The sequence below is a fragment of the Mesorhizobium sp. P2_A12 genome (genome assembly GCF_056405075.1).
Window position 1 is genome coordinate 82958 of the sequence record NZ_JBFUCU010000007.1, and the last position, 21773, is coordinate 104730.

Genomic DNA, 21773 nt, shown 5'->3' on the forward strand with positions numbered 1-21773 from the left:
AGGCCGGCCCTGCAAAAGGCGGCTTCCTGGGCTTCTGACCTGAATCGCCACGCCGCCGCCAAAAAGTGAATCGGGCAAATGGATTGGCTGCGATTGCTCAAGACCCGATTTAAATCACACAACGATTGAAACAAAGAGGACCAGACCATGGCCACGACGAAACTTCTGAGCGATGCCGAGGTGGAGAAGATTCCGGCTGTGAAAGCCGTATTCGACGACATACGCGCGACGCGCAAATCCGATTTCGTCAACAATTTCTGGCGCGGGCTGGCCAATGATCCACCGGCGTTGAAGCGGATCTGGGAGCAGTTGAAGGTGGTGATGGTCGCTGACAGCGCCATCGACCCATTGACCAAGGAGATGATCTATATCGCGGTGTCGACCGCCAATGGATGCTCCTACTGCGTCCACTCGCACACCGCCGCCGCTCGTGCGAAAGGCATGACGGACGTGCAGCATGGCGAACTGGTGTCGATCATCGGGCTGGCCGGGCAGACCAATCATCTGGTCACGGCGATGCAGATCCCGGTCGATCCGCAGTTCGAGGTGAAGTGAGGGCGGTTGCTTCCCGGGGCTGGAATTTTCATGAACAAAAGCACCAGATTTCCAACGTCGCTCTCTGGCTACGAGATTGAAGGCTTGATTGGAATTGACGCTCCCCGACTGGTGCCGCTGTATCAGGGCTGCTCCGACTATGTCGTGTTGGAACGAGGCGAGCCGCCCAACGCTGCCACTGCAAAGGAGGAGTTTGAGAACTTTCCACCGAACCGGACGGAAGCCGACAAATTCGTATTCGGGGTGAAGGCAATCGATGGTGAATTCGTGGGCTTGCTGGCCTGCGACCGCAATTATCCGCGAGTGGAGTGTTGGTGGATCGCGTTGTTCATGATCGACAAAACACTTCGCGGAAGAGGGTTGGGGCGTACACTGTGCGACGACTTTTTCAGGTGGCTGAAATCCCAGAACGTCAAGTGGGTGGAACTCGGCGTGATCACAGAAAATGAGCAGGCTCTTCGCTTTTGGCAGCGGCAGGGCTTCAAGCTGTTGCGGACGGCCGGGCCAGTCAGCATTGGGGCAAAACGGCATATGGTCCAGGTTTTAGGCCGGCCGTTGTGAGCAGATACATCACATGCACTCGGCCACCTTCATGAAATGAGAAGGGAAGGCGAGCGCTATGCCGGCCGATAAACCCTCTCGGCCGTGTTCCAGAAAATATCCGCCTCAGCTTTCGCGCCATGCTTTGACACCGCAGTGCGATGCGCCTTGATCAGTTCGGCGTGGCTGGTCCACAGTTTCTCGATCGGGAAGTTCGAGCCGAACATCAGGTGGTCCGCGCCCAGGATGTCGATCGCATTGTCGACGATGTAGGCGATCAGTGCCGGGTCGTTACTATGGACGAAGGTGCCGAGACCGGACAGCTTGGCGTAGAAGTTTGGCGCTGCCGACAGCGTGCGCAGGCCAGCCTTCCAGGACTCCGTGATTTCGGGCTCCATGCCGGTCAGCATGCCGGCATGGGTGAGGATGAAATTCGTCTCCGGGTTCTCGCCGACCAGCGTCAGCCCGTCCTTCATCTGGGCGGGAAAGAGCTGAAGGTCGAAGGACAGGCCACAATCCCTCAGCCGGGCGACATTGGCGCGCACCTTCGGGTCGATGACCTGATCGGCCGAAGTGGCGAAGCGGAAGGCCGGCGTCTCGTGCCAGTGCAGTTGCATGCGCACGCCGCGCAGCAGCGGATATTTTTTCAACCGGTCGATCTGCGGCCTGATATCGTCCACGGTCATGTCGGTATAGCCGACGATGGCGTGCGGCCAGCCGGTCTCATCGGCAGTTTTCTGCAGGAAGGCGACCTCCTTCTCGAAATCCTCCTTGGCCCAGTTGGTCTGGACGTAGACGGCCTTCTCGACGCCCGATCCCTTCTGGTCGGCTAAAAATTCCTCTATCGGATAGTCGCGGCGGATCGGCTCGTAGGGGCCGAAGATGCGCGGCACCATCGGCCCGACCAGCCAGGGCTGGTCCTGCTGGCGCCAGATGTGGAAATGCGCGTCGATTGCTTCCTGCATCACGAAACCCTCTTCCAGATTGTCGTCGCAGCCGGGGCTGGACGGGCGAGCGACAGGATGAAATCGGTCAGGCCCTTGAGCGACGAGCCGTCGATGAGATCGTCGAGCATTGGCAGGACGGCGCGCAGTGCCGCTGTTGCCGGCCGGAAGCGCGGGTCGCCGGCCAGGGGCGTTGCAAGAGACAATCGGAAAGCGCGCGCGCTCAGCCGGCGCAACGCAGCCTCCAGTTCGGCGTGGTCGCCGCGCTCCAGCGCGTCGGAGAGGATGACGACCGCTGCACCGCGTGCAAAGGCGGAGAAGCGTGGCACCGAGAGGAAGGCGAGCAGCGTCGGCCCCATGCGGGTGCCGCCGTCCCAATCGTCGACCTGTGCCGCGGCGCGGGCCAGCGCCTGGTCGCGGTTACGAATGCGAAGTGCGGCGGTGATGCGGGTGAGCCGGGTGCCGAAAGTGAATATTTCAGCGCGGTCCGCGCCCTGTACGGCGGCATGGGCCAGCTTGAGATAGTCGGATGTGTGCAGCTTCATCGAGCCGGAGACGTCGATCAGGATCAGCAACTTGCGCGGCACGGTCTGCCTGCGGCGGAGCAGCGGCGAGGGTACGTCGCCATCGGCGCTGACGATTTCTCTGAGCGACCGGCGCAAGTCGAGCTTGCCGCGCGAGTGGGTGCGCACGGTGCGGAAAGAGCGACGGGCAGGCAAGGCTGACGACAGCTTGCGGCGGAAAGCGGCCAGCCTGTCGTCGTCGCGCTGAAAATCGCGCGTGCTCAGTTGTTCGGCGCCGGAGGACAACTCGCCGCCTTCCTGCCGGCTGATCACCTCGATCTCTTCCTGGCTCGCGCCACCATCGTCCTTGATGCGGGTTTCCTCGTCGGCATCGCCTTCGAGCACGGCGGATGCGTTGCCGTAGAAATGGTTCTGGAAATGCGCCTCGAATTCGTCGCGGCGGTCGGGCGGCGGTGCCAGCGTGGCAAGGGCCGCTTCGCGGATGTCGGCCATCGAACGCGGCCCGAGCAATGTCACGGCCTGCATGAAGCCCGACACCTGCTCCGGCGCGACGGCAAAGCCGTAACGGCGCAGCAGCCGGCCGAAGCCGAGGAACGGCGTGGCCGCGCGGGGCAAGGCTGGTAGGCGCTCCGCGCTCACGCCAAGGCCTCCTCGACAATCCGGCCAAGCTCCGGCGCGATGCAGGTCAGGTCTTCTTCGTCCTTGATCAGCACGCCGATCGATCGGCGGAAGGCTTCGGGCCACGGGCTGCCACCCTTTTCCAGAATGGTCGCGGCGTTGGCCCATTCGACAGCCTCGGCAATTCCGGGCGGCTTGGCCAGCGGGCGGGCACGGATGCTCTGTACGGCTGCCGCCACTGCGCGTGCGGTGTCTTGCGCCACATCGCCAGCGCGCAGCATTATGATGGCGGCCTCGCGCTCGGCGTCGGGATAGCCGATCCAGTGGTAGACGCAGCGTCGGCGCAGCGCCTCGGCGAGTTCGCGGGTGCGGTTCGAGGTGAGGATGACGATCGGCTGGGCTGTGGCGCGGATGGTGCCGCGCTCGGGAATGCTGATCTGGAAATCGGAGAGGAATTCCAGAAGCAGCGCCTCAAATTCATGGTCCGAACGGTCGATCTCGTCGACCAGCAGCACGCGCTGCTCGGGCGCCTTCAGCACCTGAAGCAGCGGCCGGGCGATCAGGAAACGGTCGTCATAGATGTCGATCTCGTGCTCGCCGGCATGGCGGATGGCGAGCAACTGGCGCTGGTAGTTCCATTCGTAGAGCGCGTGCGCGGCGTCGATGCCTTCGTAGCATTGCAGCCGCACGAGATCGCGGCGGAGCAGCTGCGCGATTGCCTTGGCCGCTTCCGTCTTGCCGACGCCCGGCGCGCCTTCGAGCAGCAGCGGCTTGCCCAGCCGGATGGCCAGGAAGATGGCGGTTGCCAGGCTGTCATCGGCCAGATAGCGCGAGGCGGCCAGGTGTTGCGCCACTGCCTCCGGCGAGGTCGCTGATGTCTCGGCGTTCACCTCGGGCATTTCGATCACTCAGTTCGCCGTTTGCGCCCTGAGCGCACGCAGGATGCGCTCCGGCGTGATCGGCAAGGTGTCGATGCGCACGCTGACGGCGTCGAAGACGGCGTTCGCGACCGCGGGGATTTGCGGATTGGCGCACATTTCGCCCGGCCCCTTGGCGCCGTAAGGCCCGTCGGCCGACGGCCGCTCCAGCACGATGATCTCGGTCTCGGCAAGATCGCCCGGCCCGGGCATCAGATATTGGTTGAAGTCGGTGCCGCCATGGTCGCGGTTGGGGTAATAGGGCTCGGTCGTCTCATAGAGCGCATGGCTGATGCCCATCCACGAGCCGCCGACCAGCTGCTGCTCGACCATTTTCGGGTTCAGCGCACGGCCGATCTCAAAAATGTTCTTCACCGTCAGCACGGTGACCTCGCCGGTCTCGTCGTCGACCTCGACCTCGGCCACCGTGCAGGCGTGCGCATAGCAGGTCGACGGCTTCATGGCGCCGGTCTCTTTCTCGGGATAGGAGCGAGGGATCAGGAACATGCCACGGCCGGAAATCGAGCGGCCGCGCTTGAAATGCGCCGACAGTGCGACATCGAAGATCGAGATCGACTTTTGCGGCGCGCCTTTGACCAGGATGTTGCCCTGTCCATCGGTCTCAAGGTCGGAGGCGTTCACTTCCAGCTCCTCTGCGGCCACTTCCAGCATCACCTGGCGGGCTTCCCTGGCGGCCTGGATGACGGCGTTGCCGGCGCGGTGGGTGCCGCGCGAGGCGAAGGTGCCCATGCAGTGCGGGCCGGTGTCGGTGTCGGCGGTGTCGACGACGACGCGGTCGGTCGGCACGCCGATCGTCTCGGCGCAAATCTGCGCCATGATCTGCTTCATGCCCTGGCCGAGATCGACCGATGACAGCGTGACCATGAAATTGCCGGTCGGCGTCGAATGCACCAAGGCCTGGGTCGGGTCGCCACCAAGGTTCATGCCGGTTGGATAGTTGATGGCGGCAACGCCGCGTCCGCGCCTGATCGCCATCTCAAGCTCCCTTCACGTAGGACGACATGGCCATGAATTTTTCCGCCACAGGCCAGTTGGCCGCGCGCGAAGCTTCCTGCATGCACTCGATCAGCGCCGCACCCTCGGTCGGCTGGCGATGCGCCTTCATGTCGCCGTCACGATAGGCGTTGATGAAGCGGAATTCGAGCGGATCCATGCCGATCAGCCGCGCCAGCTTGTCCATCTGCACCTCCAGCGCGAAGTCGCCAATGGTGACGCCGAAGCCGCGCATGGCTGAGGAGGGCGTGCGGTTGGTGTAGACGCAGTAGGTGTCGATCCAGACATTGGGGATGGTGTAGGGGCCGGGATAGTGGCCAGCGCCCTTCTGCGCGCCGTAGGGCGAATGGCGCGAATAGGCGCCGGCGTCGGTATAGCCGGTGACCTTGCGCGCGACGATGCGGCCGTCCTTCATGACGCCGTCCTTGATGACCACCTTTTCGGCGGCGCGCGGCGAGGAGATCTGCATCTCCTCCTCGCGGCTGTAGATGAAGGAAACCGGACGGCCGGTGAGCTTGGCGCCGAGAATGGCGATCGGCTCGACGATGACGTCGACCTTGCCGCCGAATCCGCCGCCGACGGTGCCGCCGACGAAATGCAATTTGTTGCCGGGCATCTGCAGGATGATCGAGGCGTTGTCGAGGGTGAAGAACATCGCTTGCGTGTTGGTGTAGCAGGTGAAGCGGTCATTGCCTTCGGGCGCCACCACGCAGCCGGTGGTCTCGGTCGGCGCATGCTCGATCGGCGAGGACTGGTAGCTCTGCTCGAGGACGTGGTCGGCGGCCGCGAAGCCTGCCTCGACATCGCCGAAACGCACCTTGCGGCATTCGCCGCTGTCATAGAGATAATAATTCTGGCCGTGGTACTCGTTGACCAGCGGCGCGCCGGGCTTCAGCGCTTCCTCCATGTCGAAGACGGCCGGCAGCACTTCATAGTCGACCTTGACCTTGGCGGCGGCTTCTTGGGCGGCGCGCTCGGTTTCGGCCAGAACGGCGACCACGGCCTCGCCCTTCCAGCGCACTTTGCCGTCGGCCAGCACCGTCTCGTCCTCCGGTCCAATCTGGATCAGGATCAGGATGGTGTAGACATTGTGCGGCACGTCCTTGGCGGTAAGGATTTTCACCACGCCTGGATGCTTTTCCGCCTCCGAGGTGTCGATCGAGCGGATGCGGGCGTGATGATGCGGGCTGCGCACCATCTTCAGGTGCAGCATGCCGGGGAAACTGCGGTCGGCGAAAAAACCGGTCTTGCCGGCGACATGACCGGGTGAATCCGACCGCGGCCGGGGCTGGCCGATCTCGTGCAGATCATCCTTGCGGACATCGGCGAAGTAGCTCTTGCGCAGTTCCATGTTTGCTTCCCTCAGGCTGCGTTCTGCGAATTGGCGCGGGCTGCACGCAGCACCGCCTGGATGATCGGCTCGTAGCCGGTACAACGGCAGATGTTGCCCGACAGCGCCTCGACCACGTCGGCGCGGCTGGGATTGGGTGTATGGTCGAGCAGCACCTTGGCGGCCATGATCATGCCCGGCGTGCAGAAGCCGCATTGCGTGGCAAAGGTGTCGAGGAAAGCGCGCTGCAGCGGGTGCAGGACGCCACCCTCCGAAAGCCCCGATGTCGTCGTGATGGCAGAACCATTGCAGGTCTCGGCCAGCGTCAGGCATGACAGCCGGAGCTCGCCGTCCATGATGACCGAACAGGCGCCGCAGGTGCCTTGATGGCAACCGCCTTTCGGCGAGGTGTCGCCAATCTTGTCGCGCAGTGCCTGGAGCAGCGTCGTGCCGCTGTCGATGAATTCGGCCTTTTCAGAACCGTTCAGCGTGAACTGGACCGGGACCTTTGCCATGTTTCCTCCTTGCGCGCCTGCCCGATTGATCGGACAGACGCGCGCCCCCCAACGGGTGTTTTCAGCTCAGCAGCAGCCGGCCGAGATGGACCGGCAGAACTTCGTTGCGATACCAGGCGCTGGCGATCGGATCGGTGATAGGCGAGGTGCCTTCGTTGCCCGCGGCGAGCGCCTGCTCAATGCCGTCCTTGGTCAGGCTTTGGCCGATCAGCGCTTTTTCCGCCGCCTTGGCGCGCATTGGCCGGTCTGCCATGCAGCCGAGCGCGATCCGCGCCGAGGACACGGTGCCGTTGCCGGCCAGATCAAGCACGGCGGCGATGCTGAGCACCGAGACACCCTTCGGCTTGACCCGCGACACTTTCAGGAAGCGCAAGCCGTCTGCCTTCGGAAGCGCGAAAGCGACCGAAGTGACGATGGCGCGGTTGCTGTCCCGCCCTGCCAGGAAGGTTTCTATCGGCGTTTCGCCGTCATTGGTTCCAACCGTGGCATCGAGCGCCAGCAAGGCAACGGCGAAGTCGCCATAAGGCGCCGGTGCGAACAGATTGCCGCCAACGGTCGCCATGTTGCGGACCGCCGGGCCGCCGACGGCGCGGGCGGCCTTGGCAAGGGAGCTGAGGTTCGGATGACGGGCGATCGCCGCCATGGTCACCGAAGCGCCGATGCGGGCCGTGCCGTCGGTGACGGTAATCGCTGAAAGCGACGGCTCGGTCGAACGGACCAGGCTGGAGACCGAAACATCGCCTTCATTGGCGGCGCGCACGACCAGCGTGCCGCCACCGAGATACCGGGTGCCCTGGGATTTCAGCGCCGCGTTGGCCTCCTTCACCGTCGCAAAAGTCTGCAATGCTAGCGCCATAGCCGGGCTCCCTCAGCTCTGGCCGGCGAAATGGCTCTTCAGGGCATTGAAGCCGCCCTGGAAGACATTGGCGCCCATGCCCTCGGCCAGCTTGCCGGCTTCCTCGGGCGCCGCGTCGAAGCTGGCGGTCCATTCGGCATAGGTTCGGTCGCCATCAGTGACGCGTCGCAACTGCAGCGTCGCCTTGTGGTTGGTGAGCGGCTGCGGCGTCTCCAGGATCGAGTAGCTGACGAGGAAATTGTTGTCTGAGAAGTCGAGCAGCTTTTCGCGAATGCGGGCGCCGCTGGCGAGCTGGAAATTGCGCACGCAGCCGATCGTCGAGGCGTCCTTGCCGTCCTCGATATGGCTTTCCACCATGCGCGGGTGCCAGCCTGGCAAGCCGTTAAAGTCGCGAATACGTGCCCAGACCTGTTCGACCGGTGCGTCGATGACGCTGGAGATGGTGACGTTCGCCATATGGATGTCCCTTGCAGATGCGGCAGTCGGGCAAGGGTAGGGCGGGTATGTCAGGGACGCTTATCAATGCGTCTTGAGCCCGTATCAAGGAGTCTGAAAAACGGCGGGAGTCCGAAAAAGGTGGCGGCCGGTTGGCTCAGGCGATCATCCGCGCCGCTTCGCGGTAGAGCGTCGGCGGCACGCCGACATGGTCGCGGAAGAAGCGCGAGAAATTACCCTGCGTGGTGAAGCCGAGATTGCAGGCGACCGAAATCAGCGGCTCCTGCGACCACTGCAATTGCCGCACCGCTTCCTCCATGCGCAGCGTGTTCCAGTAGACATTGGGCGTCAGATTGGTCTGTTCCTTGAACAGGGCGAAGAAGTGCGGCCGTGACAGGCCGACCGCGCGCGCCACGTCGTCGAAACAGATGCGCTCGCAGACATTGGCCTTCATCAGCTGGATTGCCTTGCGGACGCGGAAATCCTGCATGGTGTTTATGCGGACGCGCGCTTCCTGCGGCGCCGACGCGTCCGCGGCATCGAGGACGCTGTCGATGAAACGCTCGATCTCGTAATTGGCGACATCGTCGACGCTTTCATTGTCGATGAGGTGATCGAGCAGACTGGCGGCGGCCTGGTGCAGCCAGGGCTCCAGCACGATTGCGGCCTGCGAGAACAGCGGTGCGGACGAAGGCAGGTCGCGGCGCCGCCGCGCCCATTCGGGATCGATGTAGAACGCGAGGAACAGGCCCGGCGTCCCGTTCCGCGCCAGGACATGGCTGTGCGGCTGGAAGGAGTTGATGCCGGCGGCGGTGCGCGGTCCAAGCCTTACCGTCTCGCGGCCGATGGTCATCTCGCCGGCCGTGCCTTCCAGCCAGATGATCAAATGTGCTTCGACATGGGCATGGGTGACGAAGTCGCTTGCGACATTCAGGACAGAAACATGTCCGAACCGGCCCCAGTAGAGCCTGATCGCTTCCGTCATGGGTATTCCTCCCGCAGACGACTGGCCTCCCTTCGCCTGCAGGGGGATTGTGCGGCGGGGTTCGGGGCCGCGTCAAGACGTGGGCCTTTGGCGAGGTCGGGTGACGGCCGATGCCGGTGGATTTTCAGACTGAGCGATAGGCAGTGAACCGAACAACGGTTGGATGGCCGCGCCGGCGTTGGTGCCTCAAACCGAAGCCGTCATGCCGCCGTCGACATAGAGCGTGTGGCCGTTGACGAAGGACGATGCGTCGGAGGCGAGGAACACGGCGGCGCCGATCAGTTCGTCGACATTGCCCCAGCGCCCGGCAGGCGTGCGCTTTTCCAGCCAGGCGGAAAATTCGGGATTGTCGACCAGCGCCTGGTTCATCTCGGTGCGGAAGTAGCCGGGCGCGATCGCGTTGATCTGCAGGCCGTGTTTCGCCCAGTCGGCGCACATACCCCTGGTCAGGTTCCTGATCGCGCCCTTGGTTGCGGTGTACGGCGCGATGTTCGGCCGGGCCAGTTCGCTCTGCACCGAGCCGATGTTGATGATCTTTCCCATGCCGCGCGCGATCATGTGGCGGGCGACCGCCTTGCCGGCATGGAAGGCGCCCGAGACATTGGTCTTGAACAGCCGCTCCCATTGCTCCTCTGGAAAGTCCTCGAGCGGGGCGCGGAACTGCACGCCCGCGTTGTTGATGAGGATATCGATGGCGCCGATCTCGGCTTCGATGCGGGCGATGTCCGCGTTGACCGCTTGAAAATCAGTGACGTCGAAGGTCGAGGCGTGCGCCTTGAAGCCGGCATCGCGCAGCTTTTCGACGGCGCCGCCGATCCTGGCGGCATCGCGGCCGTTCAGCACCACGCTCGCGCCATGTTCAGCCAGGCCGCGCGCCAGGGCAAAACCTATGCCCTGACCAGAGCCGGTTACCAGCGCCAGCCGGCCCTCAAGGCTGAACAGCGAGTTTGCCATCAGGCTGTCTTTTGTTCGACCATGATCTCTGGACAAACGGTTTCCGTTTGTCCGAAAAGCCGGTTTCCACTTTTTGGGATCATGGTCCTAGTCGTTGCGGCGGAAATTGCGGATGCGGTCGAACAGAACCGCCAGCAGGATGGCGCCGCCGATGAACACGCCTTGCCAGAACGCGTTGATGCCGAGCAGGCCGAGACTGTTGCGGATCACCTCAATGAGCGCCGCGCCGACGATGGCGCCGAAGGCGGTGCCAACGCCGCCGGCAAGGTTAGCGCCGCCGATGACGGTGGCGGCGATGACCTGAAGCTCCATGCCGGTGCCTAGATTGGTGGTGACGGCGCCCAGCCATCCGGTCTGGATGATACCGGCAATGCCGGCCGACAGCGCAGAAATCATGTAGACGGCGACCTTGATCTGGCGCACCGGAACGCCGGTTAGCGTCGCAGCATGCTCATTGCCGCCGATGGCGAAGATGTGCCGGCCGAACTTGGTCCAGCGCAGGATGAAGCCGGTGATCAGCGCCAGAAGGATCATGTAAAGCACTGGATTGGCGATGCCGAACACCCAGGCGCCGCCGCCCAGCGCCAGCAGCTTGTTGTGGTCCGGTCCGAACTGGAAGACGACGGTGTTGTTGGAGGCGACCATGGCCAGGCTGCGGGCGATCGACAACATGCCGAGCGTCACCACGAACGGCGGAAAGCCGAGATAGGCGATCAGGATGCCGTTGAAGGCGCCGATGGCAAGCGCGGTGGCGATAGAGGCCAGGATGCCGATCTCGATCGAGTAGCCGGCGTGCATGGTGACGGCCAGCACCATCGACGACAGGCACAACACCGAACCAACCGAGAGGTCGATGCCGCCGGTGATGATGACGAAGGTCATGCCGAGCGCGATGATGGCGACGAAGGTGATGTTGCGGGTGATGTTGTAGAGGTTCTTCTGCGTGGCGAAGGCGTCGGTGGCAAACGACAGGAACAGGCAGGCGAGGATGACCGCGATCACTACCCAGAAGGTCTGGCTGGCAAACATTTTCGACAGCAAGGTGTGCTGTTTCTGTGCGATCGTCTGATCAAGGGTGACTGCCATTATCGACCTTTATCTGCCGGTGGAACGCGCTGAAATCAAACCTGTTCGATCGCACCAGTGATCAGCCCGGTGACTTCTTCGGGCGAGCTGGACGCGATCGTCTTGTCGGCGACCTTGCGGCCACGTCGCATGACGATGACGCGGTCGGCGACGGTGAAGACGTCGGGCATGCGGTGGCTGATCAGTACGACGGCAATACCCTGGTCGCGCAAATGGCGGATCAGGTTCAGCACCTCGGCGACCTGCCGCACCGAGATCGCCGCCGTCGGCTCGTCCATCAGCACGATCTTGGCTTGCGACAGCATGGTGCGGGCGATCGCCACCGCCTGGCGCTGGCCCCCCGACATCTGCTTGACGAGGTCGCGCGGGCGGGTCTCGGATTTGAGCTCCGCAAAGATCTGGCCGGCGCGCTTGTACATAGAAGCGTAGTCGAGAATGCGGAAGGGGCCGACGCCGCGGCGCAATTCACGGCCGAGATAGACATTCGCCGCTGCCGTCAGATTGTTGCAGAGTGCCAGATCCTGATGGACGATCTCGATGCCGTGCTGGCGGGCCTCGACCGGCTTGTGCAGGATCAAATCCTTGCCGTCCATCTGCATGGTGCCGTGGCTCGGGCGAAAATTGCCGGCGATCATCTTGACCAGCGTCGACTTGCCGGCGCCATTGTCGCCCATCAGGCCGACAACCTGGCCGGGCTCGATCGACAACGACACATCGTTGACCGCCTGGATGGCGCCGAAATGCTTCGATATGTTGGTGAGTTCGAGAACCGCCACCAGCCTTCTTGCCTCCCCGTGCTTTGCGACCTGCTGCTGTTCCCGGCGTCAATGCCGGCCCTGCTTTGGCCTCGCTCTCCCCAGCTCCTCCCGGAAACAGCGTTAGCGTTCTTTTACGCAAAAGCCGGCGCGCGTCAATCAATTGTCGGATGAATTAAGGCTGGATTATTCTAAAAATCAGTTTTGTAGGACAAATAGCATTGACGTTGGCGGCGAGCCGATATTAGCTAAGCGTCGGAGGAGATTATGCCGATCCCTGCCGGCGGTTCGCCGGGTGGAATCGGTGGAGGCTTATCGGTCGAGGTTCCGGCTATACCCCGTGTGTTGAGCCGGTCCAAAGCCGCATCTGGAAATGCTTATCGATCTGTCTTGGCGACACGAGTGCTCGCGAAACGAACCTCGGTCATCACGCGTCCGGTCGATCTGTGTGGCGGGCACGCCGTGTCCGTCTGTTTTCAAGGGAGGACTGACATGAGGAAATCACTTTTGCTCGCCGCCGCCGCCATGATGGCGCTTGGCGCCGGGCCGGCTTTGGCCAAGAAACAGCTCGTCATTGTCGTGAAAGGTCTCGACAATCCGTTCTTCGAAGCCATCCACCAGGGTTGCGAGAAATGGAACAAGGAAAACGCCAGCTCGGAATATGAATGCTTCTACACCGGCCCGGCTTCGACCTCGGACGAGGCCGGCGAGGCGCAGATCGTCCAGGACATGCTGAGCAAGGCCGACACCGTGGCGATGGCGATTTCGCCATCCAACGCGCCGCTGATCGCGCAAACGATCAAGACCGCCAATCCGACGATCCCGATCATGACGGTCGATGCCGACCTCAGCAAGGAAGATGCGGCGCTGCGCAAGACCTATCTCGGCACCGACAACTATTTGATGGGCAAGAAGATCGGCGAGTATATCAAGAAGGGCAAGCCGAATGGCGGCACGATCTGCACCATCGAGGGCAATCCTGCGGCCGACAACATCCTGCGCCGCGCGCAAGGTATGCGTGACGCACTGTCGGGCAAGGAAGGCCTCGCTGCGCTCGCCGGCGAAGGTGGCTGGACCGAAGTCGCCGGCTGCCCGGTGTTCACCAATGACGATGGCGCCAAGGGCGTTCAGGCGATGACCGATATCCTCGCCGCCAACCCCAAGCTCGACGCGTTCGGCATCATGGGCGGCTGGCCGCTGTTCGGTGCGCCGCAGCCCTATCGCGATCTGTTCGGGCCGCTCAAGGACCGCATCGCCAGCAACGACTTCGTCATCGGCGCAGCCGACACGATTGGCGACGAGGTGGCGATTGCTCGTGACGGCCTGGTCACCGCACTGGTCGGCCAGCGGCCGTTCGAAATGGGCTACAAGGCGCCCTCGGTGATGATCGACCTGATCGAAGGCAAGACCGTCGCCGATCCGGTGTTTACCGGTCTCGACGAATGCACCAAGGACACCGTCGACACCTGCATCCAGAAGTAGGTTCTCGATTTGGGGCGCTCGGCAACGGGCGCCCCCCGTCGATTCCTGAACGGGACACTGCGGTTGGGGCGGCAGGCTCCGGCTTTGCCGCGTCCATGGTCTGGATTTTTCGGCAACGAGATCGGCGTGCCGTTCGGGTTCGGACCAGTCCGGACGACAGACGGCCGACGCATTGGAACGTGGATGCCGGACAAGAAGTCAAAGAAGCGAACCGACCGGGCCAAGGCACAAGACAGCCTCCGTCCGGTTGTCATGCGCAGGGCTGGCGCTGCACACTTTTCGGGAGCGAGCGTTCATGTCTCGCTGGCCAGCGAGATTGGCCTCAGGATCGTGCGCGGCGATTATCTGCCCGGCACCATCCTGCCCAACGAGGCCAAATGGGCCGAAATCTTCAATGTCAGCCGTTCGGCGGTGCGCGAAGCGATCAAGATGCTGATGGCCAAGAGCCTTCTGGCCTCGCGCCCCAAGATCGGCAGCTGGGTCGAGCCGAAAGAGCGCTGGAACCTGCTCGACCGCGACGTGCTGGCCTGGTACGCGACGGCGCCCGATCGCGAGGCATTCCTGCGCACCGTGCAGGAGTTTCGCCATATCATCGAGCCGGAAGCGTCGGCCTTTGCCGCCATGCGGCGCAGCGACGAGCAGATGGCCGAGATCAGCCAAGCCTGCCGCGAGATGGGCGATGCCTTGAGCCTGCAGGAGCGTATCCGCGCCGACACGCGTTTTCATCTCGCCATCCTGCGCGCCTCCGGCAACGATCTGCTGGTGCCGCTCGGCGTGCTGATCGAATCGGCACTCGACCATCTCTTCGACTTCACGACGCAGAGGGTTGGTGATCAGCGGCATGCGCAGAAGCTGCATGAGGCGATCGAGAAGAACATCCGCCTGCGGCGTCCGACAGCCGCGCGCAACGCCGTGCACAAACTGCTTGAGAACACCGATGAAGGGATCGGGCGGTCACGGCGGTGATAGTGCGGCAGTGACGCCGGCCCTTAATTGGCTTTCCGTCCGCTGCGCGGACTGCTTCTCCCTCAAATCGTCTGTTTCTTGCCATCCTTCGATGGCATCAGGTCGACGCCGTTGACCTTGCCGATATGGGTTGCCAGCATCGGCACGAATTGCTCGGCCGGACCGGTGGCGAAGGCGCCGGCGAAAGAGTTCTTGGTGGCGTTGCCGAGCGGGTTGGCGATGCCGGCCGCGCCCGCCATCGATTCCAGATAGGTCAGGTCCTTGAAGGCGTTGGCGATGGAGAATTTGTGGGCGTAGCGGTCGCCCTCCAGCGTCCAGCGCATGAAGGTCTGGTAGAAGCCGCAATCCATGCGGCCGTTGCGGATGACGCTGTCGAAGCGCGGCGGCGAGATGCCGACCTTCTGCGCCAGCGCCAGCGCCTCCGAATAGATCGCGGCATAGCCGAGCGAGATGAAGTTGTTGAGCAGCTTCATGCGGTGGCCATCGCCGGTGTCGCCGATATGAACGATGCGGCCGGCCCAGGTTTCCAGCACCGGCTTCAGCCGGGCGAAGACGGCGTCCGGCGCGCCGACCATGGCGTCGAGCGTGCCTTCCCAGGCCTCCTTCGGCGTGCGGCTCAGCGGCGCATCGACATAGTCGATTCCGAGCGCCTTGAGTTCGGCCGCCAGTGCAATGGTCGAGACCGGATCGGAGGTCGAGCAGTCGACGACGACCGCGCCCTTTTTCAAGCCCTCCTTGAGGCCGCCGGGGCCGCGAATGATGGCCTCGACTTCGCGCGATCCGGTGACGCAGATGAAGACGATGTCCGATGCCGCCGCGACGTCGCGCGAGGTCGATGCTTCCACGGCACCGCGGCCAAGCAGGTCTTCCGCCGGCTTGCGGTTCTTGCGGCCGAGAAAGGTCAGGCTGTAGCCCTTGTCGACGATGTTCTTGGCGATCCCGTGCCCCATCAGGCCAAGGCCGATGAAGCCGATCTTTTCGCTCGCGGCAGTCGTGTTCATGTCTTCAAGTCCTGTTGCAATGATTGATGATCAGCGCTGCCGTTTTGCAGGCGAGGGTGGTTGCGGATTGCGATTTTGTCTGACAATACACATAAATCCCAGCGTATGTGGAGAGCAAAATGACGAAGCGGATCATGTTCACCGGCGGTAGCGGCAAGGCCGGACGCCATGTCGTGCAGTATCTGGTGGAGCAGGGCTGCCAGGTGCTCAACATCGACACCAAGCCGCTCGACAATCCCAAGGTGCGCACGCTGATCACCGACATCACCGACAGCGGACAGGTGTTCAACGCGCTGTCGAGTTATATGGGATTGCACGAATTCGACCCGTCGCTGCGCTCCCAGCCAGTCGATGCGGTGGTGCATTTCGCCGCCATCCCGCGCATCATGATCACCACCGACAACGAGGTGTTCCGCATCAATGCGCTCGGCACCTACAATGTCATCGAGGCGGCGGTGAAGCTCGGCATCCGCAAGGTAGTAATTGCCTCGAGCGAAACCACCTATGGGCTGGTGTTCGCCAACGAGCCCCGTGATCCCCAGTATTTCCCGCTCGACGAGGATTATGATGTCGATCCGATGGACAGCTACGCGCTGTCCAAGGTCGTCAACGAGAAGACGGCGCGCGCCTTTGCGCTGCGTAGCGGCACCGACATCTATGCGCTGCGCATCGGCAACGTCATCGAGCCACATGAATATTCACTGTTTCCGAAATGGTTCGCCGACCCGGGTTTCCGCAAGCGCATCGCCTGGAGCTATGTCGACGCGCGCGACCTCGGCCAGATCACGCTGCGTGCCGTCGAGAAGGACGGGCTCGGCTATCAGGTGTTCAACGCCGCCAATGACGATACCTCATCCGACCTGCCGACCGCCGAACTCTTGAAGCGGTTCTATCCCAGCGTACCGGTCAAGGCCGAACTCGGCGAATACGAGACGCTGCTGTCGAACCGCAAGGCGCGGGATATTCTCGGCTTCCGCCCGGAGCACAGCTGGCGCAAATACGTCAAGCAGGCCTGATCCGCAGGAGCAATCGGGCTGATCTGTGCACAGCGGCCGGCTTTGCCGTCTGAGCCGCTTGCCGCGCTTGACAGCCCCTGCAATCCGGCCTTTCTGGAGCCTATGCGGGACGCGAAGCCGAACAAGGAAAAATCGCCAGCGAAAGCGGCCTCCGGCGAGCGCCCGGCAGGCGTTCGCCGACCTGACGCGGCGCGCATCCCCGGCTCGAGCGTCCATGCTTCGCTGGCCAGCGAGATTGGTCTCAGGATCGTGCGCGGCGACTATCCGCCCGGTACCATCCTGCCCAATGAGGCGAAATGGTCGGAAACCTTCAGCGTCAGCCGCTCGGCCGTGCGCGAAGCGATCAAGATGCTGATGGCCAAGAGCCTGTTGGCGTCGCGCCCCAAGATCGGCAGCTGGGTCGAGCCGAAGGAACGCTGGAACCTTCTCGATCGCGACGTGCTCGCCTGGTACGCGACATCCCCGGATCGCGAGGTGTTCCTGAAGACCGTCCAGGAGTTCCGCCATATCATCGAGCCGGAAGCGACCGCCTTTGCCGCCATGCGGCGGACCGACGAGCAGATGGCCGAGATCAGCCAGGCCTGCCGCGAGATGGGCGAGGCGACGAGCCTGCAGGAGCGCACGCGTGCCGACACGCGTTTCCACCTGGCGATCCTGCGCGCATCCGGCAACGACCTTTTGGTGCCGCTCGGCGTGCTCATCGAGTCCGCGTTCGACCACCTGTTCGCTTATACGACGCGGGAGCTGGATGATTTGCAGCACGCACAGAAGCTGCACGAGGCGATCGAGAAGAACATCCGCCTGCAGCGGCCGGATGCGGCGCGCAACGCGGTGCGCAAGTTGTTGGCCAACACCGACGGCGTCATCCGTTCGCGCTAGGCACCCAATGGGTCGCGGCTAGTCCTCTTTCTCTCGCCCGAAGGCGGCGCGCAACTCGTCTTTGGCGTCCTCAAGCACTTGTCTGCGCGAAGCGGGCAGATTCTTGCCGGCGCGGTTGATGTAGAAGTTCAGCATCGACATGGCGGACTGGAACGGCTCGGCCTTGCGCCGGTGGCTGTGTTCAGCGGATCGCTTGAGGGAGGCTGCGATCTTCCTGGCGTCGTCGGGTTCAAAGACGTGGTCCTCGAGATCCATAGCGTCGCTGTGCTCGGTCACCTCGGCCGACCATTTCTTCTTCGCGGTCATGACAGGACTCCTTTGCAGGGTGGCTTGCCGGGAAACTCCACACCTTGGCATCGGTTCCCCATTGGTCTTGGGTCTGGTGCGACGGATTTGCCCGCCGTGGCGCTGCTGCGCGTTGCGAATGTGCCGATAGTGGCGCAAACGGCTGCCGATTTTCGAGACCGCCGACAGGAAACGCCTTGACCCGAACCGACTTGAGCCGGCCGAGCCCCGGTATCGACAGCAGTTATTCCTGGATGCGGCTCGCCATTTCGATGCTGCTGGCGACGATCGGCGGCGTCGGCATGTGGGCTGTGGTTGTCGTGCTGCCCGCCGTGCAGGCCGAGTTCGGCGTTGATCGCGCCGCGGCGTCCATGCCTTATACCGCGACCATGGTTGGTTTCGCCGCGGGCAACGTGCTGGTCGGCCGCGCCATCGACCGCATGGGCTACTGGATCCCCGCGCTGCTCTCCTCGATTGCGCTCGCCGCCGGCCTCCTGCTCGCGGCGCTGTCGACCTCGATCCTGCAATTCACCCTTGCTCAAGGGCTATTGATCGGTGTCGGCACGTCGGTGATCTTCGGGCCGCTGATCGCCGATATCTCGCACTGGTTCAACCGCCGGCGCGGTGTCGCGGTGACCGCGGCGGCCGCCGGCAACTACCTTGCCGGAGCGATCTGGCCAACCATCATGCCGACGCTGATGAAGTCTGAAGGCTGGCGCTTCACCTATGCCTTGATCGGCGTCTTCTGCCTGGTGACCATGGTGCCGCTGGTGCTGTTGCTGCGGCGCGGTGCTCCGGAGACTGCCGCAGCTGGTTCGCCGGGAAGCCGGCCGGTGCAGCCGATCTCGCTGTCGCCGGCGGCCTTGCAGGTGCTTCTGGTCGTCGCTGGCCTCGGCTGCTGCGTGGCGATGTCGATGCCGCAGGTGCATATCGTCGCCTATTGCATGGATCTCGGCTATGGCATGGCGCACGGCGCCGACATGCTGTCGATCATGATGGCGGCGGGCGTCGTCAGCCGGCTGGCCTCCGGTTTTCTCGCCGACCTCATCGGCGGCGTGAAGACGCTGCTCATCGGCTCGGTGCTGCAATGCCTGTCGCTGCTGTTCTACATTCCCTTCGACGGGCTTGCCTCGCTTTACGTCGTATCGCTGGTGTTCGGCCTGTCGCAAGGCGGCATCGTGCCCTGCTACGCGATCATCGTGCGCGAATACATGCCGGCCAAAGAGGCCGGCCAGCGCATCGGCATTGTCATGATGGCGACGATCTTCGGCATGGCGATCGGCGGCTGGATGTCGGGTTGGATTTACGACCTGACCGGCTCCTACGCCGCGGCATTCCTCAACGGTATCGCCTGGAATCTGCTGAACATACTGGCGATCGGTCTGTTGTTTTGGAAGGCAAGGCAACGTGCCGTGGCGATGGCTTGAAATGGCTGAGCTACTTCGCGTTGCTTGACAAGGGCGAAAGGCTGCGCGACGCCAGAGCATGAGTGGGTGCGGCAAGGCAAGCCGGGTGAGATGACGACAGCAAGGACGATCGTATCCCCGCGCTTTGGTGGGTGCTCTTCCGAGGGAGCGGGTCCTTGATCAAGCCGCGCTCGCGCCGGGGCGGCGGCCGCCCGACCATTGCCGATGTCGCGCGCAAGGCCGGTGTCGGCGCCATCACCGTGTCGCGCGCCCTGCGCGAGCCGGGGCGCGTCTCGGAGGAATTGCGCCGCCAGATCCAGGCCGCGGTCGACGAACTTGGTTATGTGCCGGACCCGAATGCGCGGGCACTGGCTTCGGCGCGCGCCGAGGTGTTCGGCGTGCTGGTGCCGTCGCTCACCAACAACGTCTTTGCCGAGGTGGTGCGCGGCATCTATGACAGCCTGTCGGCCAGCCCGTTCCGCATCCAACTCGGCAACACCCATTATTCCGGCCTCGAGGAAGAGCGGCTGCTGCAGGTCTTCGGTTCGCAGCGGCCGGCAGCGCTGATCGTCGCCGGCATCGACCAGACACCGACCTCGCGAAAACTGCTGGAGAGCGCCGGCTGCCCGGTGGTGCAGGTCATGGAAACCGGGCCCGATCCTGTCGACATGATGGTCGGCTTCTCGCATTTCGACGGCGGCAGGGCGGCGACCGAGCATCTGATCGAGACAGGCTACCGCCGCATCGGCTTCATCGGCGCGCGCATGGACCCGCGCTCGCAGCGGCGCCTGGCCGGCTATCGCGCGGCGATGGAGGCCGCCGGGCTGTTCGACCCACGCCTCGTCACCACCACGCCAGTGCTGTCGAGCGTGCCGCTCGGGCGCGAAATGCTCCGCGACGCGCTAGCAAAGGTACCGACGCTCGACGGTGTGTTCTGCAACAATGACGACATCGCGCTCGGCGTGTTGTTCGAGTGTCATCGCGCCTCGATCGCGGTGCCGAAGACGATAGGCATCGTCGGCTTCAACGACCTCGACATGATGCAGGTGGCGTTTCCTTCGATCACCAGCATCCGCACCCACCGGTATGAGATCGGCCGACGCGCGGTCGCCATGGCGCTGGCGGCGATCGCCGGCAACAGGCCGGAACAACGGATCGTCGATCTCGGCTTCGAACTCAAACGCCGCGAGAGCACTGCCCGTTGAAACACACAGAAGCGACTGTGTGAATGCCGGTTTACACAACGTCATGGTAGCGCTACCAGTTGTCTAGAGTGGAAACTTACGACAAAAGCCAAGCCTGTTTATTATATATAAGCGACAGCTCATGCTTGTTTATTATGTATAATATGATAGTTTTTATTTCCCATTTAGAGGTGGCAAGGGAGGAAGCCGGGTCGACATTGGCGACTTAAGAAAACGCGACAGGCAAGGCAGGAGGTGCCTCGCCGGACGCGTGAAGTGCATGGCAGCCAAAACAATCAAAACTGCAACTGGGAGGAATATCGATGATCAAGTCACTCGTGGGTGGCATCGTTGCCGCCACTGCATTTGTCATGCTCAACTCGGCCGCAATGGCCGCCGGCCCCGAAGTCGTGAAGGGCCCAGCCGCCGAACCGGACTGCTTCGCGCCCTGGGCCGCAGACACGCAGTTCTTCAAGTTTCCCAAAAAAGATGGCCCGTACCGGATCGCGCTCGCCAATGGCTATATCGCCAACACGTGGCGCATCCAGATGATCCAGACGGCCAAGGCTTACGCAGCGCAGAAGGACGTCGCCGCCAAGCTGAAGGAATTCAAGGTGGTGTCGACCGGCGAGGATGTGCCGGCGCAGATCTCGGCGATCAACAACTTCATCGATTCCGGCTACGACGCCATTGTGGTCAACGCGCAGAACCCGACCGCTTTTGCCCCGGTCATCAAGCGCGCCAAGGAAGCCGGCGTCGTGCTGGTCGCCTTCGACAACATTCTCGACACCAAGGATGCCATCAACGTCAATGTCGATCAGAAGGGCCTTGGCGAACTTTGGGGCAAATGGCTGACCGGCCATATCCCCGAAGGCGGCAAGATCCTTGAAGTCCGCGGCGTCGCCGGCACGTCGGTCGACACCGATCGCCACAATGGCATCCATGAGGTTCTCGACGCTTCGGGCAAGAAATGGGACGTCACCGAAGTCGCCGGCAAGTGGGACGATCCGACAGCGCAGAAAGTCACGGCTGACGCGATCGCCACCAATGGTCCGTTCGTCGGCATCACCGGCCAGGGTGGCGATACCGGCATCGTGCAGGCGATGATCGACGCCAAGCATCCGTTCGTGCCGTTCGGCGGCGAAACAGAGAACGGCTTCCGCAAATTCTGCGCGGCCCATGCGGCGGACGGATTGAAATGCTCGTCAGCCGGTACCGGCCCCGCCCAGGTGGCGGTTGCCATCAAGACGGCGATAGCAGCCCTTGAAGGCAACGTCGTCCCGCAGTCGGTCAAGCTGCCGCTTGCGATCGTCGAGGATCCGAACTTCAAGGCAGGTCAGGATTTCTTCCCTGATCAGTCCGACAATTTCTTCGTCGGCAATTCCTTCCCGACCTGCGGTATCAATTTCACCGCGCAGGAAATCATGGGCCAGACCAAGGCCGACCAGTAGCTGCACCCAGGCGCCGCGGGATATTCCGCGGCGCCGACCACTCGATATCCCTAGTCGTCAAAGAGCCTCGGGAGG

23 protein-coding genes are annotated in these 21773 nt (G+C 63.1%); 9 read left to right on the forward strand and 14 right to left on the reverse strand.

Annotation, left to right across the window (positions count from 1 at the left end):
* Positions 1-147: 147 nt before the first annotated feature.
* Together AC1DZU_RS17330 and AC1DZU_RS17335 are read left to right on the forward strand one after the other, a co-directional pair.
* Positions 148-555 (forward strand): carboxymuconolactone decarboxylase family protein, encoded by a 408-nt coding sequence (locus tag AC1DZU_RS17330; RefSeq protein ID WP_477286674.1) that lies wholly within the window; start codon positions 148-150, stop codon positions 553-555.
* A 30-nt stretch (positions 556-585) separates the two neighbouring features.
* Positions 586-1116, forward strand: a complete 531-nt coding sequence (locus tag AC1DZU_RS17335; RefSeq protein WP_477286676.1) for an N-acetyltransferase family protein — start codon at positions 586-588, stop codon at positions 1114-1116.
* Positions 1117-1172: 56 nt separating this feature from the next.
* Here AC1DZU_RS17335 and AC1DZU_RS17340 read toward each other — a convergent pair whose 3' ends face one another.
* The 12 genes from AC1DZU_RS17340 to AC1DZU_RS17395 all read right to left on the reverse strand — a co-directional run bounded on the left by AC1DZU_RS17340 (position 1173) and on the right by AC1DZU_RS17395 (position 12049).
* On the reverse strand, positions 1173-2060 hold the full coding sequence (locus AC1DZU_RS17340; RefSeq protein WP_477287048.1) for an amidohydrolase family protein: 888 nt from the start codon (positions 2058-2060) through the stop codon (positions 1173-1175).
* A complete protein-coding gene (locus AC1DZU_RS17345) occupies positions 2060-3136 on the reverse strand; it encodes a vWA domain-containing protein (RefSeq protein ID WP_477287050.1) in 1077 nt (358 codons plus the stop codon). Before AC1DZU_RS17345 ends, AC1DZU_RS17340 begins: the two co-directional genes overlap by 1 nt.
* Before the next feature lie 62 nt (positions 3137-3198).
* A complete protein-coding gene (locus AC1DZU_RS17350) occupies positions 3199-4080 on the reverse strand; it encodes an AAA family ATPase (RefSeq protein ID WP_477287052.1) in 882 nt (293 codons plus the stop codon).
* Positions 4081-4089: 9 nt separating this feature from the next.
* The gene (locus AC1DZU_RS17355) at positions 4090-5094 is read right to left on the reverse strand and encodes a xanthine dehydrogenase family protein molybdopterin-binding subunit (RefSeq protein WP_477286678.1); all 1005 of its coding nucleotides are present in this window, start codon (positions 5092-5094) and stop codon (positions 4090-4092) included.
* Position 5095: 1 nt separating this feature from the next.
* Positions 5096-6463, reverse strand: a complete 1368-nt coding sequence (locus AC1DZU_RS17360; protein ID WP_477286680.1) for a xanthine dehydrogenase family protein molybdopterin-binding subunit — start codon at positions 6461-6463, stop codon at positions 5096-5098.
* A gap of 11 nt (positions 6464-6474) precedes the next feature.
* Positions 6475-6957, reverse strand: coding sequence for a (2Fe-2S)-binding protein (locus AC1DZU_RS17365; RefSeq protein WP_477286682.1), 483 nt, complete (start codon positions 6955-6957; stop codon positions 6475-6477).
* 61 nt (positions 6958-7018) lie between these two features.
* Positions 7019-7813 carry an FAD binding domain-containing protein gene (locus AC1DZU_RS17370; protein ID WP_477286684.1) on the reverse strand — a complete coding sequence of 265 codons (795 nt, stop codon included), beginning with the start codon at positions 7811-7813 and terminating at the stop codon, positions 7019-7021.
* A gap of 12 nt (positions 7814-7825) precedes the next feature.
* Positions 7826-8269 (reverse strand): SRPBCC family protein, encoded by a 444-nt coding sequence (locus AC1DZU_RS17375; RefSeq protein WP_184875027.1) that lies wholly within the window; start codon positions 8267-8269, stop codon positions 7826-7828.
* Between the two features lie 136 nt (positions 8270-8405).
* Positions 8406-9233 carry a helix-turn-helix domain-containing protein gene (locus AC1DZU_RS17380; RefSeq protein ID WP_477286686.1) on the reverse strand — a complete coding sequence of 276 codons (828 nt, stop codon included), beginning with the start codon at positions 9231-9233 and terminating at the stop codon, positions 8406-8408.
* Positions 9234-9419: 186 nt separating this feature from the next.
* Complete coding sequence (locus AC1DZU_RS17385; protein ID WP_477286688.1) at positions 9420-10187, reverse strand: SDR family oxidoreductase; 768 nt, start codon at positions 10185-10187, stop codon at positions 9420-9422.
* 87 nt (positions 10188-10274) lie between these two features.
* Positions 10275-11273 carry an ABC transporter permease gene (locus AC1DZU_RS17390; RefSeq protein WP_477286690.1) on the reverse strand — a complete coding sequence of 333 codons (999 nt, stop codon included), beginning with the start codon at positions 11271-11273 and terminating at the stop codon, positions 10275-10277.
* A 35-nt stretch (positions 11274-11308) separates the two neighbouring features.
* Positions 11309-12049 (reverse strand): ATP-binding cassette domain-containing protein, encoded by a 741-nt coding sequence (locus AC1DZU_RS17395; RefSeq protein ID WP_095091448.1) that lies wholly within the window; start codon positions 12047-12049, stop codon positions 11309-11311.
* 471 nt (positions 12050-12520) lie between these two features.
* On the opposite strand from AC1DZU_RS17395, the gene AC1DZU_RS17400 reads away from it, so the two are divergent.
* Positions 12521-13510 (forward strand): sugar-binding protein, encoded by a 990-nt coding sequence (locus AC1DZU_RS17400; protein WP_095091449.1) that lies wholly within the window; start codon positions 12521-12523, stop codon positions 13508-13510.
* Between the two features lie 183 nt (positions 13511-13693).
* The gene (locus AC1DZU_RS17405) at positions 13694-14476 is read left to right on the forward strand and encodes a FadR/GntR family transcriptional regulator (RefSeq protein WP_477286693.1); all 783 of its coding nucleotides are present in this window, start codon (positions 13694-13696) and stop codon (positions 14474-14476) included.
* 62 nt (positions 14477-14538) lie between these two features.
* On the opposite strand, the gene AC1DZU_RS17410 is transcribed toward AC1DZU_RS17405, so the two are convergent.
* The gene (locus AC1DZU_RS17410) at positions 14539-15477 is read right to left on the reverse strand and encodes an NAD(P)-dependent oxidoreductase (RefSeq protein ID WP_477286695.1); all 939 of its coding nucleotides are present in this window, start codon (positions 15475-15477) and stop codon (positions 14539-14541) included.
* A 119-nt stretch (positions 15478-15596) separates the two neighbouring features.
* Between AC1DZU_RS17410 and AC1DZU_RS17415 the strand changes: the two genes are divergently transcribed.
* On the forward strand, positions 15597-16493 hold the full coding sequence (locus AC1DZU_RS17415) for an NAD-dependent epimerase/dehydratase family protein (protein ID WP_477286697.1): 897 nt from the start codon (positions 15597-15599) through the stop codon (positions 16491-16493).
* A gap of 102 nt (positions 16494-16595) precedes the next feature.
* A complete protein-coding gene (locus AC1DZU_RS17420) occupies positions 16596-17372 on the forward strand; it encodes a FadR/GntR family transcriptional regulator (protein ID WP_477286699.1) in 777 nt (258 codons plus the stop codon).
* An 18-nt stretch (positions 17373-17390) separates the two neighbouring features.
* Here AC1DZU_RS17420 and AC1DZU_RS17425 read toward each other — a convergent pair whose 3' ends face one another.
* Complete coding sequence (locus AC1DZU_RS17425) at positions 17391-17678, reverse strand: DUF3175 domain-containing protein (protein WP_477286701.1); 288 nt, start codon at positions 17676-17678, stop codon at positions 17391-17393.
* A gap of 176 nt (positions 17679-17854) precedes the next feature.
* Between AC1DZU_RS17425 and AC1DZU_RS17430 the strand changes: the two genes are divergently transcribed.
* The 3 genes from AC1DZU_RS17430 to AC1DZU_RS17440 all read left to right on the forward strand — a co-directional run bounded on the left by AC1DZU_RS17430 (position 17855) and on the right by AC1DZU_RS17440 (position 21698).
* Positions 17855-19084, forward strand: a complete 1230-nt coding sequence (locus AC1DZU_RS17430) for an MFS transporter (protein ID WP_477286703.1) — start codon at positions 17855-17857, stop codon at positions 19082-19084.
* Positions 19085-19239: 155 nt separating this feature from the next.
* Positions 19240-20268, forward strand: a complete 1029-nt coding sequence (gntR, locus tag AC1DZU_RS17435; protein WP_477286705.1) for an HTH-type transcriptional regulator GntR — start codon at positions 19240-19242, stop codon at positions 20266-20268.
* Between the two features lie 302 nt (positions 20269-20570).
* Positions 20571-21698, forward strand: coding sequence for a sugar ABC transporter substrate-binding protein (locus AC1DZU_RS17440; protein WP_095091454.1), 1128 nt, complete (start codon positions 20571-20573; stop codon positions 21696-21698).
* Positions 21699-21773 lie beyond the last annotated feature (75 nt).

What these genes read in the sequence shown, in the direction of transcription:
- AC1DZU_RS17365 (WP_477286682.1), bottom strand. Translation starts at nt 6,957, where the DNA reads ATGGCAAAGGTCCCGGTCCAGTTCACGCTGAACGGTTCTGAAAAGGCC.
- AC1DZU_RS17400 (WP_095091449.1), top strand. Translation starts at nt 12,521, where the DNA reads ATGAGGAAATCACTTTTGCTCGCCGCCGCCGCCATGATGGCGCTTGGC.
- AC1DZU_RS17335 (WP_477286676.1), top strand. Translation starts at nt 586, where the DNA reads ATGAACAAAAGCACCAGATTTCCAACGTCGCTCTCTGGCTACGAGATT.
- AC1DZU_RS17440 (WP_095091454.1), top strand. Translation starts at nt 20,571, where the DNA reads ATGATCAAGTCACTCGTGGGTGGCATCGTTGCCGCCACTGCATTTGTC.
- AC1DZU_RS17420 (WP_477286699.1), top strand. Translation starts at nt 16,596, where the DNA reads ATGCGGGACGCGAAGCCGAACAAGGAAAAATCGCCAGCGAAAGCGGCC.
- AC1DZU_RS17410 (WP_477286695.1), bottom strand. Translation starts at nt 15,477, where the DNA reads ATGAACACGACTGCCGCGAGCGAAAAGATCGGCTTCATCGGCCTTGGC.
- AC1DZU_RS17390 (WP_477286690.1), bottom strand. Translation starts at nt 11,273, where the DNA reads ATGGCAGTCACCCTTGATCAGACGATCGCACAGAAACAGCACACCTTG.
- AC1DZU_RS17350 (WP_477287052.1), bottom strand. Translation starts at nt 4,080, where the DNA reads ATGCCCGAGGTGAACGCCGAGACATCAGCGACCTCGCCGGAGGCAGTG.
- AC1DZU_RS17340 (WP_477287048.1), bottom strand. Translation starts at nt 2,060, where the DNA reads ATGCAGGAAGCAATCGACGCGCATTTCCACATCTGGCGCCAGCAGGAC.
- AC1DZU_RS17375 (WP_184875027.1), bottom strand. Translation starts at nt 8,269, where the DNA reads ATGGCGAACGTCACCATCTCCAGCGTCATCGACGCACCGGTCGAACAG.
- AC1DZU_RS17370 (WP_477286684.1), bottom strand. Translation starts at nt 7,813, where the DNA reads ATGGCGCTAGCATTGCAGACTTTTGCGACGGTGAAGGAGGCCAACGCG.
- AC1DZU_RS17330 (WP_477286674.1), top strand. Translation starts at nt 148, where the DNA reads ATGGCCACGACGAAACTTCTGAGCGATGCCGAGGTGGAGAAGATTCCG.
- AC1DZU_RS17360 (WP_477286680.1), bottom strand. Translation starts at nt 6,463, where the DNA reads ATGGAACTGCGCAAGAGCTACTTCGCCGATGTCCGCAAGGATGATCTG.
- AC1DZU_RS17415 (WP_477286697.1), top strand. Translation starts at nt 15,597, where the DNA reads ATGACGAAGCGGATCATGTTCACCGGCGGTAGCGGCAAGGCCGGACGC.
- AC1DZU_RS17355 (WP_477286678.1), bottom strand. Translation starts at nt 5,094, where the DNA reads ATGGCGATCAGGCGCGGACGCGGCGTTGCCGCCATCAACTATCCAACC.
- AC1DZU_RS17385 (WP_477286688.1), bottom strand. Translation starts at nt 10,187, where the DNA reads ATGGCAAACTCGCTGTTCAGCCTTGAGGGCCGGCTGGCGCTGGTAACC.
- AC1DZU_RS17380 (WP_477286686.1), bottom strand. Translation starts at nt 9,233, where the DNA reads ATGACGGAAGCGATCAGGCTCTACTGGGGCCGGTTCGGACATGTTTCT.
- AC1DZU_RS17425 (WP_477286701.1), bottom strand. Translation starts at nt 17,678, where the DNA reads ATGACCGCGAAGAAGAAATGGTCGGCCGAGGTGACCGAGCACAGCGAC.
- AC1DZU_RS17405 (WP_477286693.1), top strand. Translation starts at nt 13,694, where the DNA reads ATGCCGGACAAGAAGTCAAAGAAGCGAACCGACCGGGCCAAGGCACAA.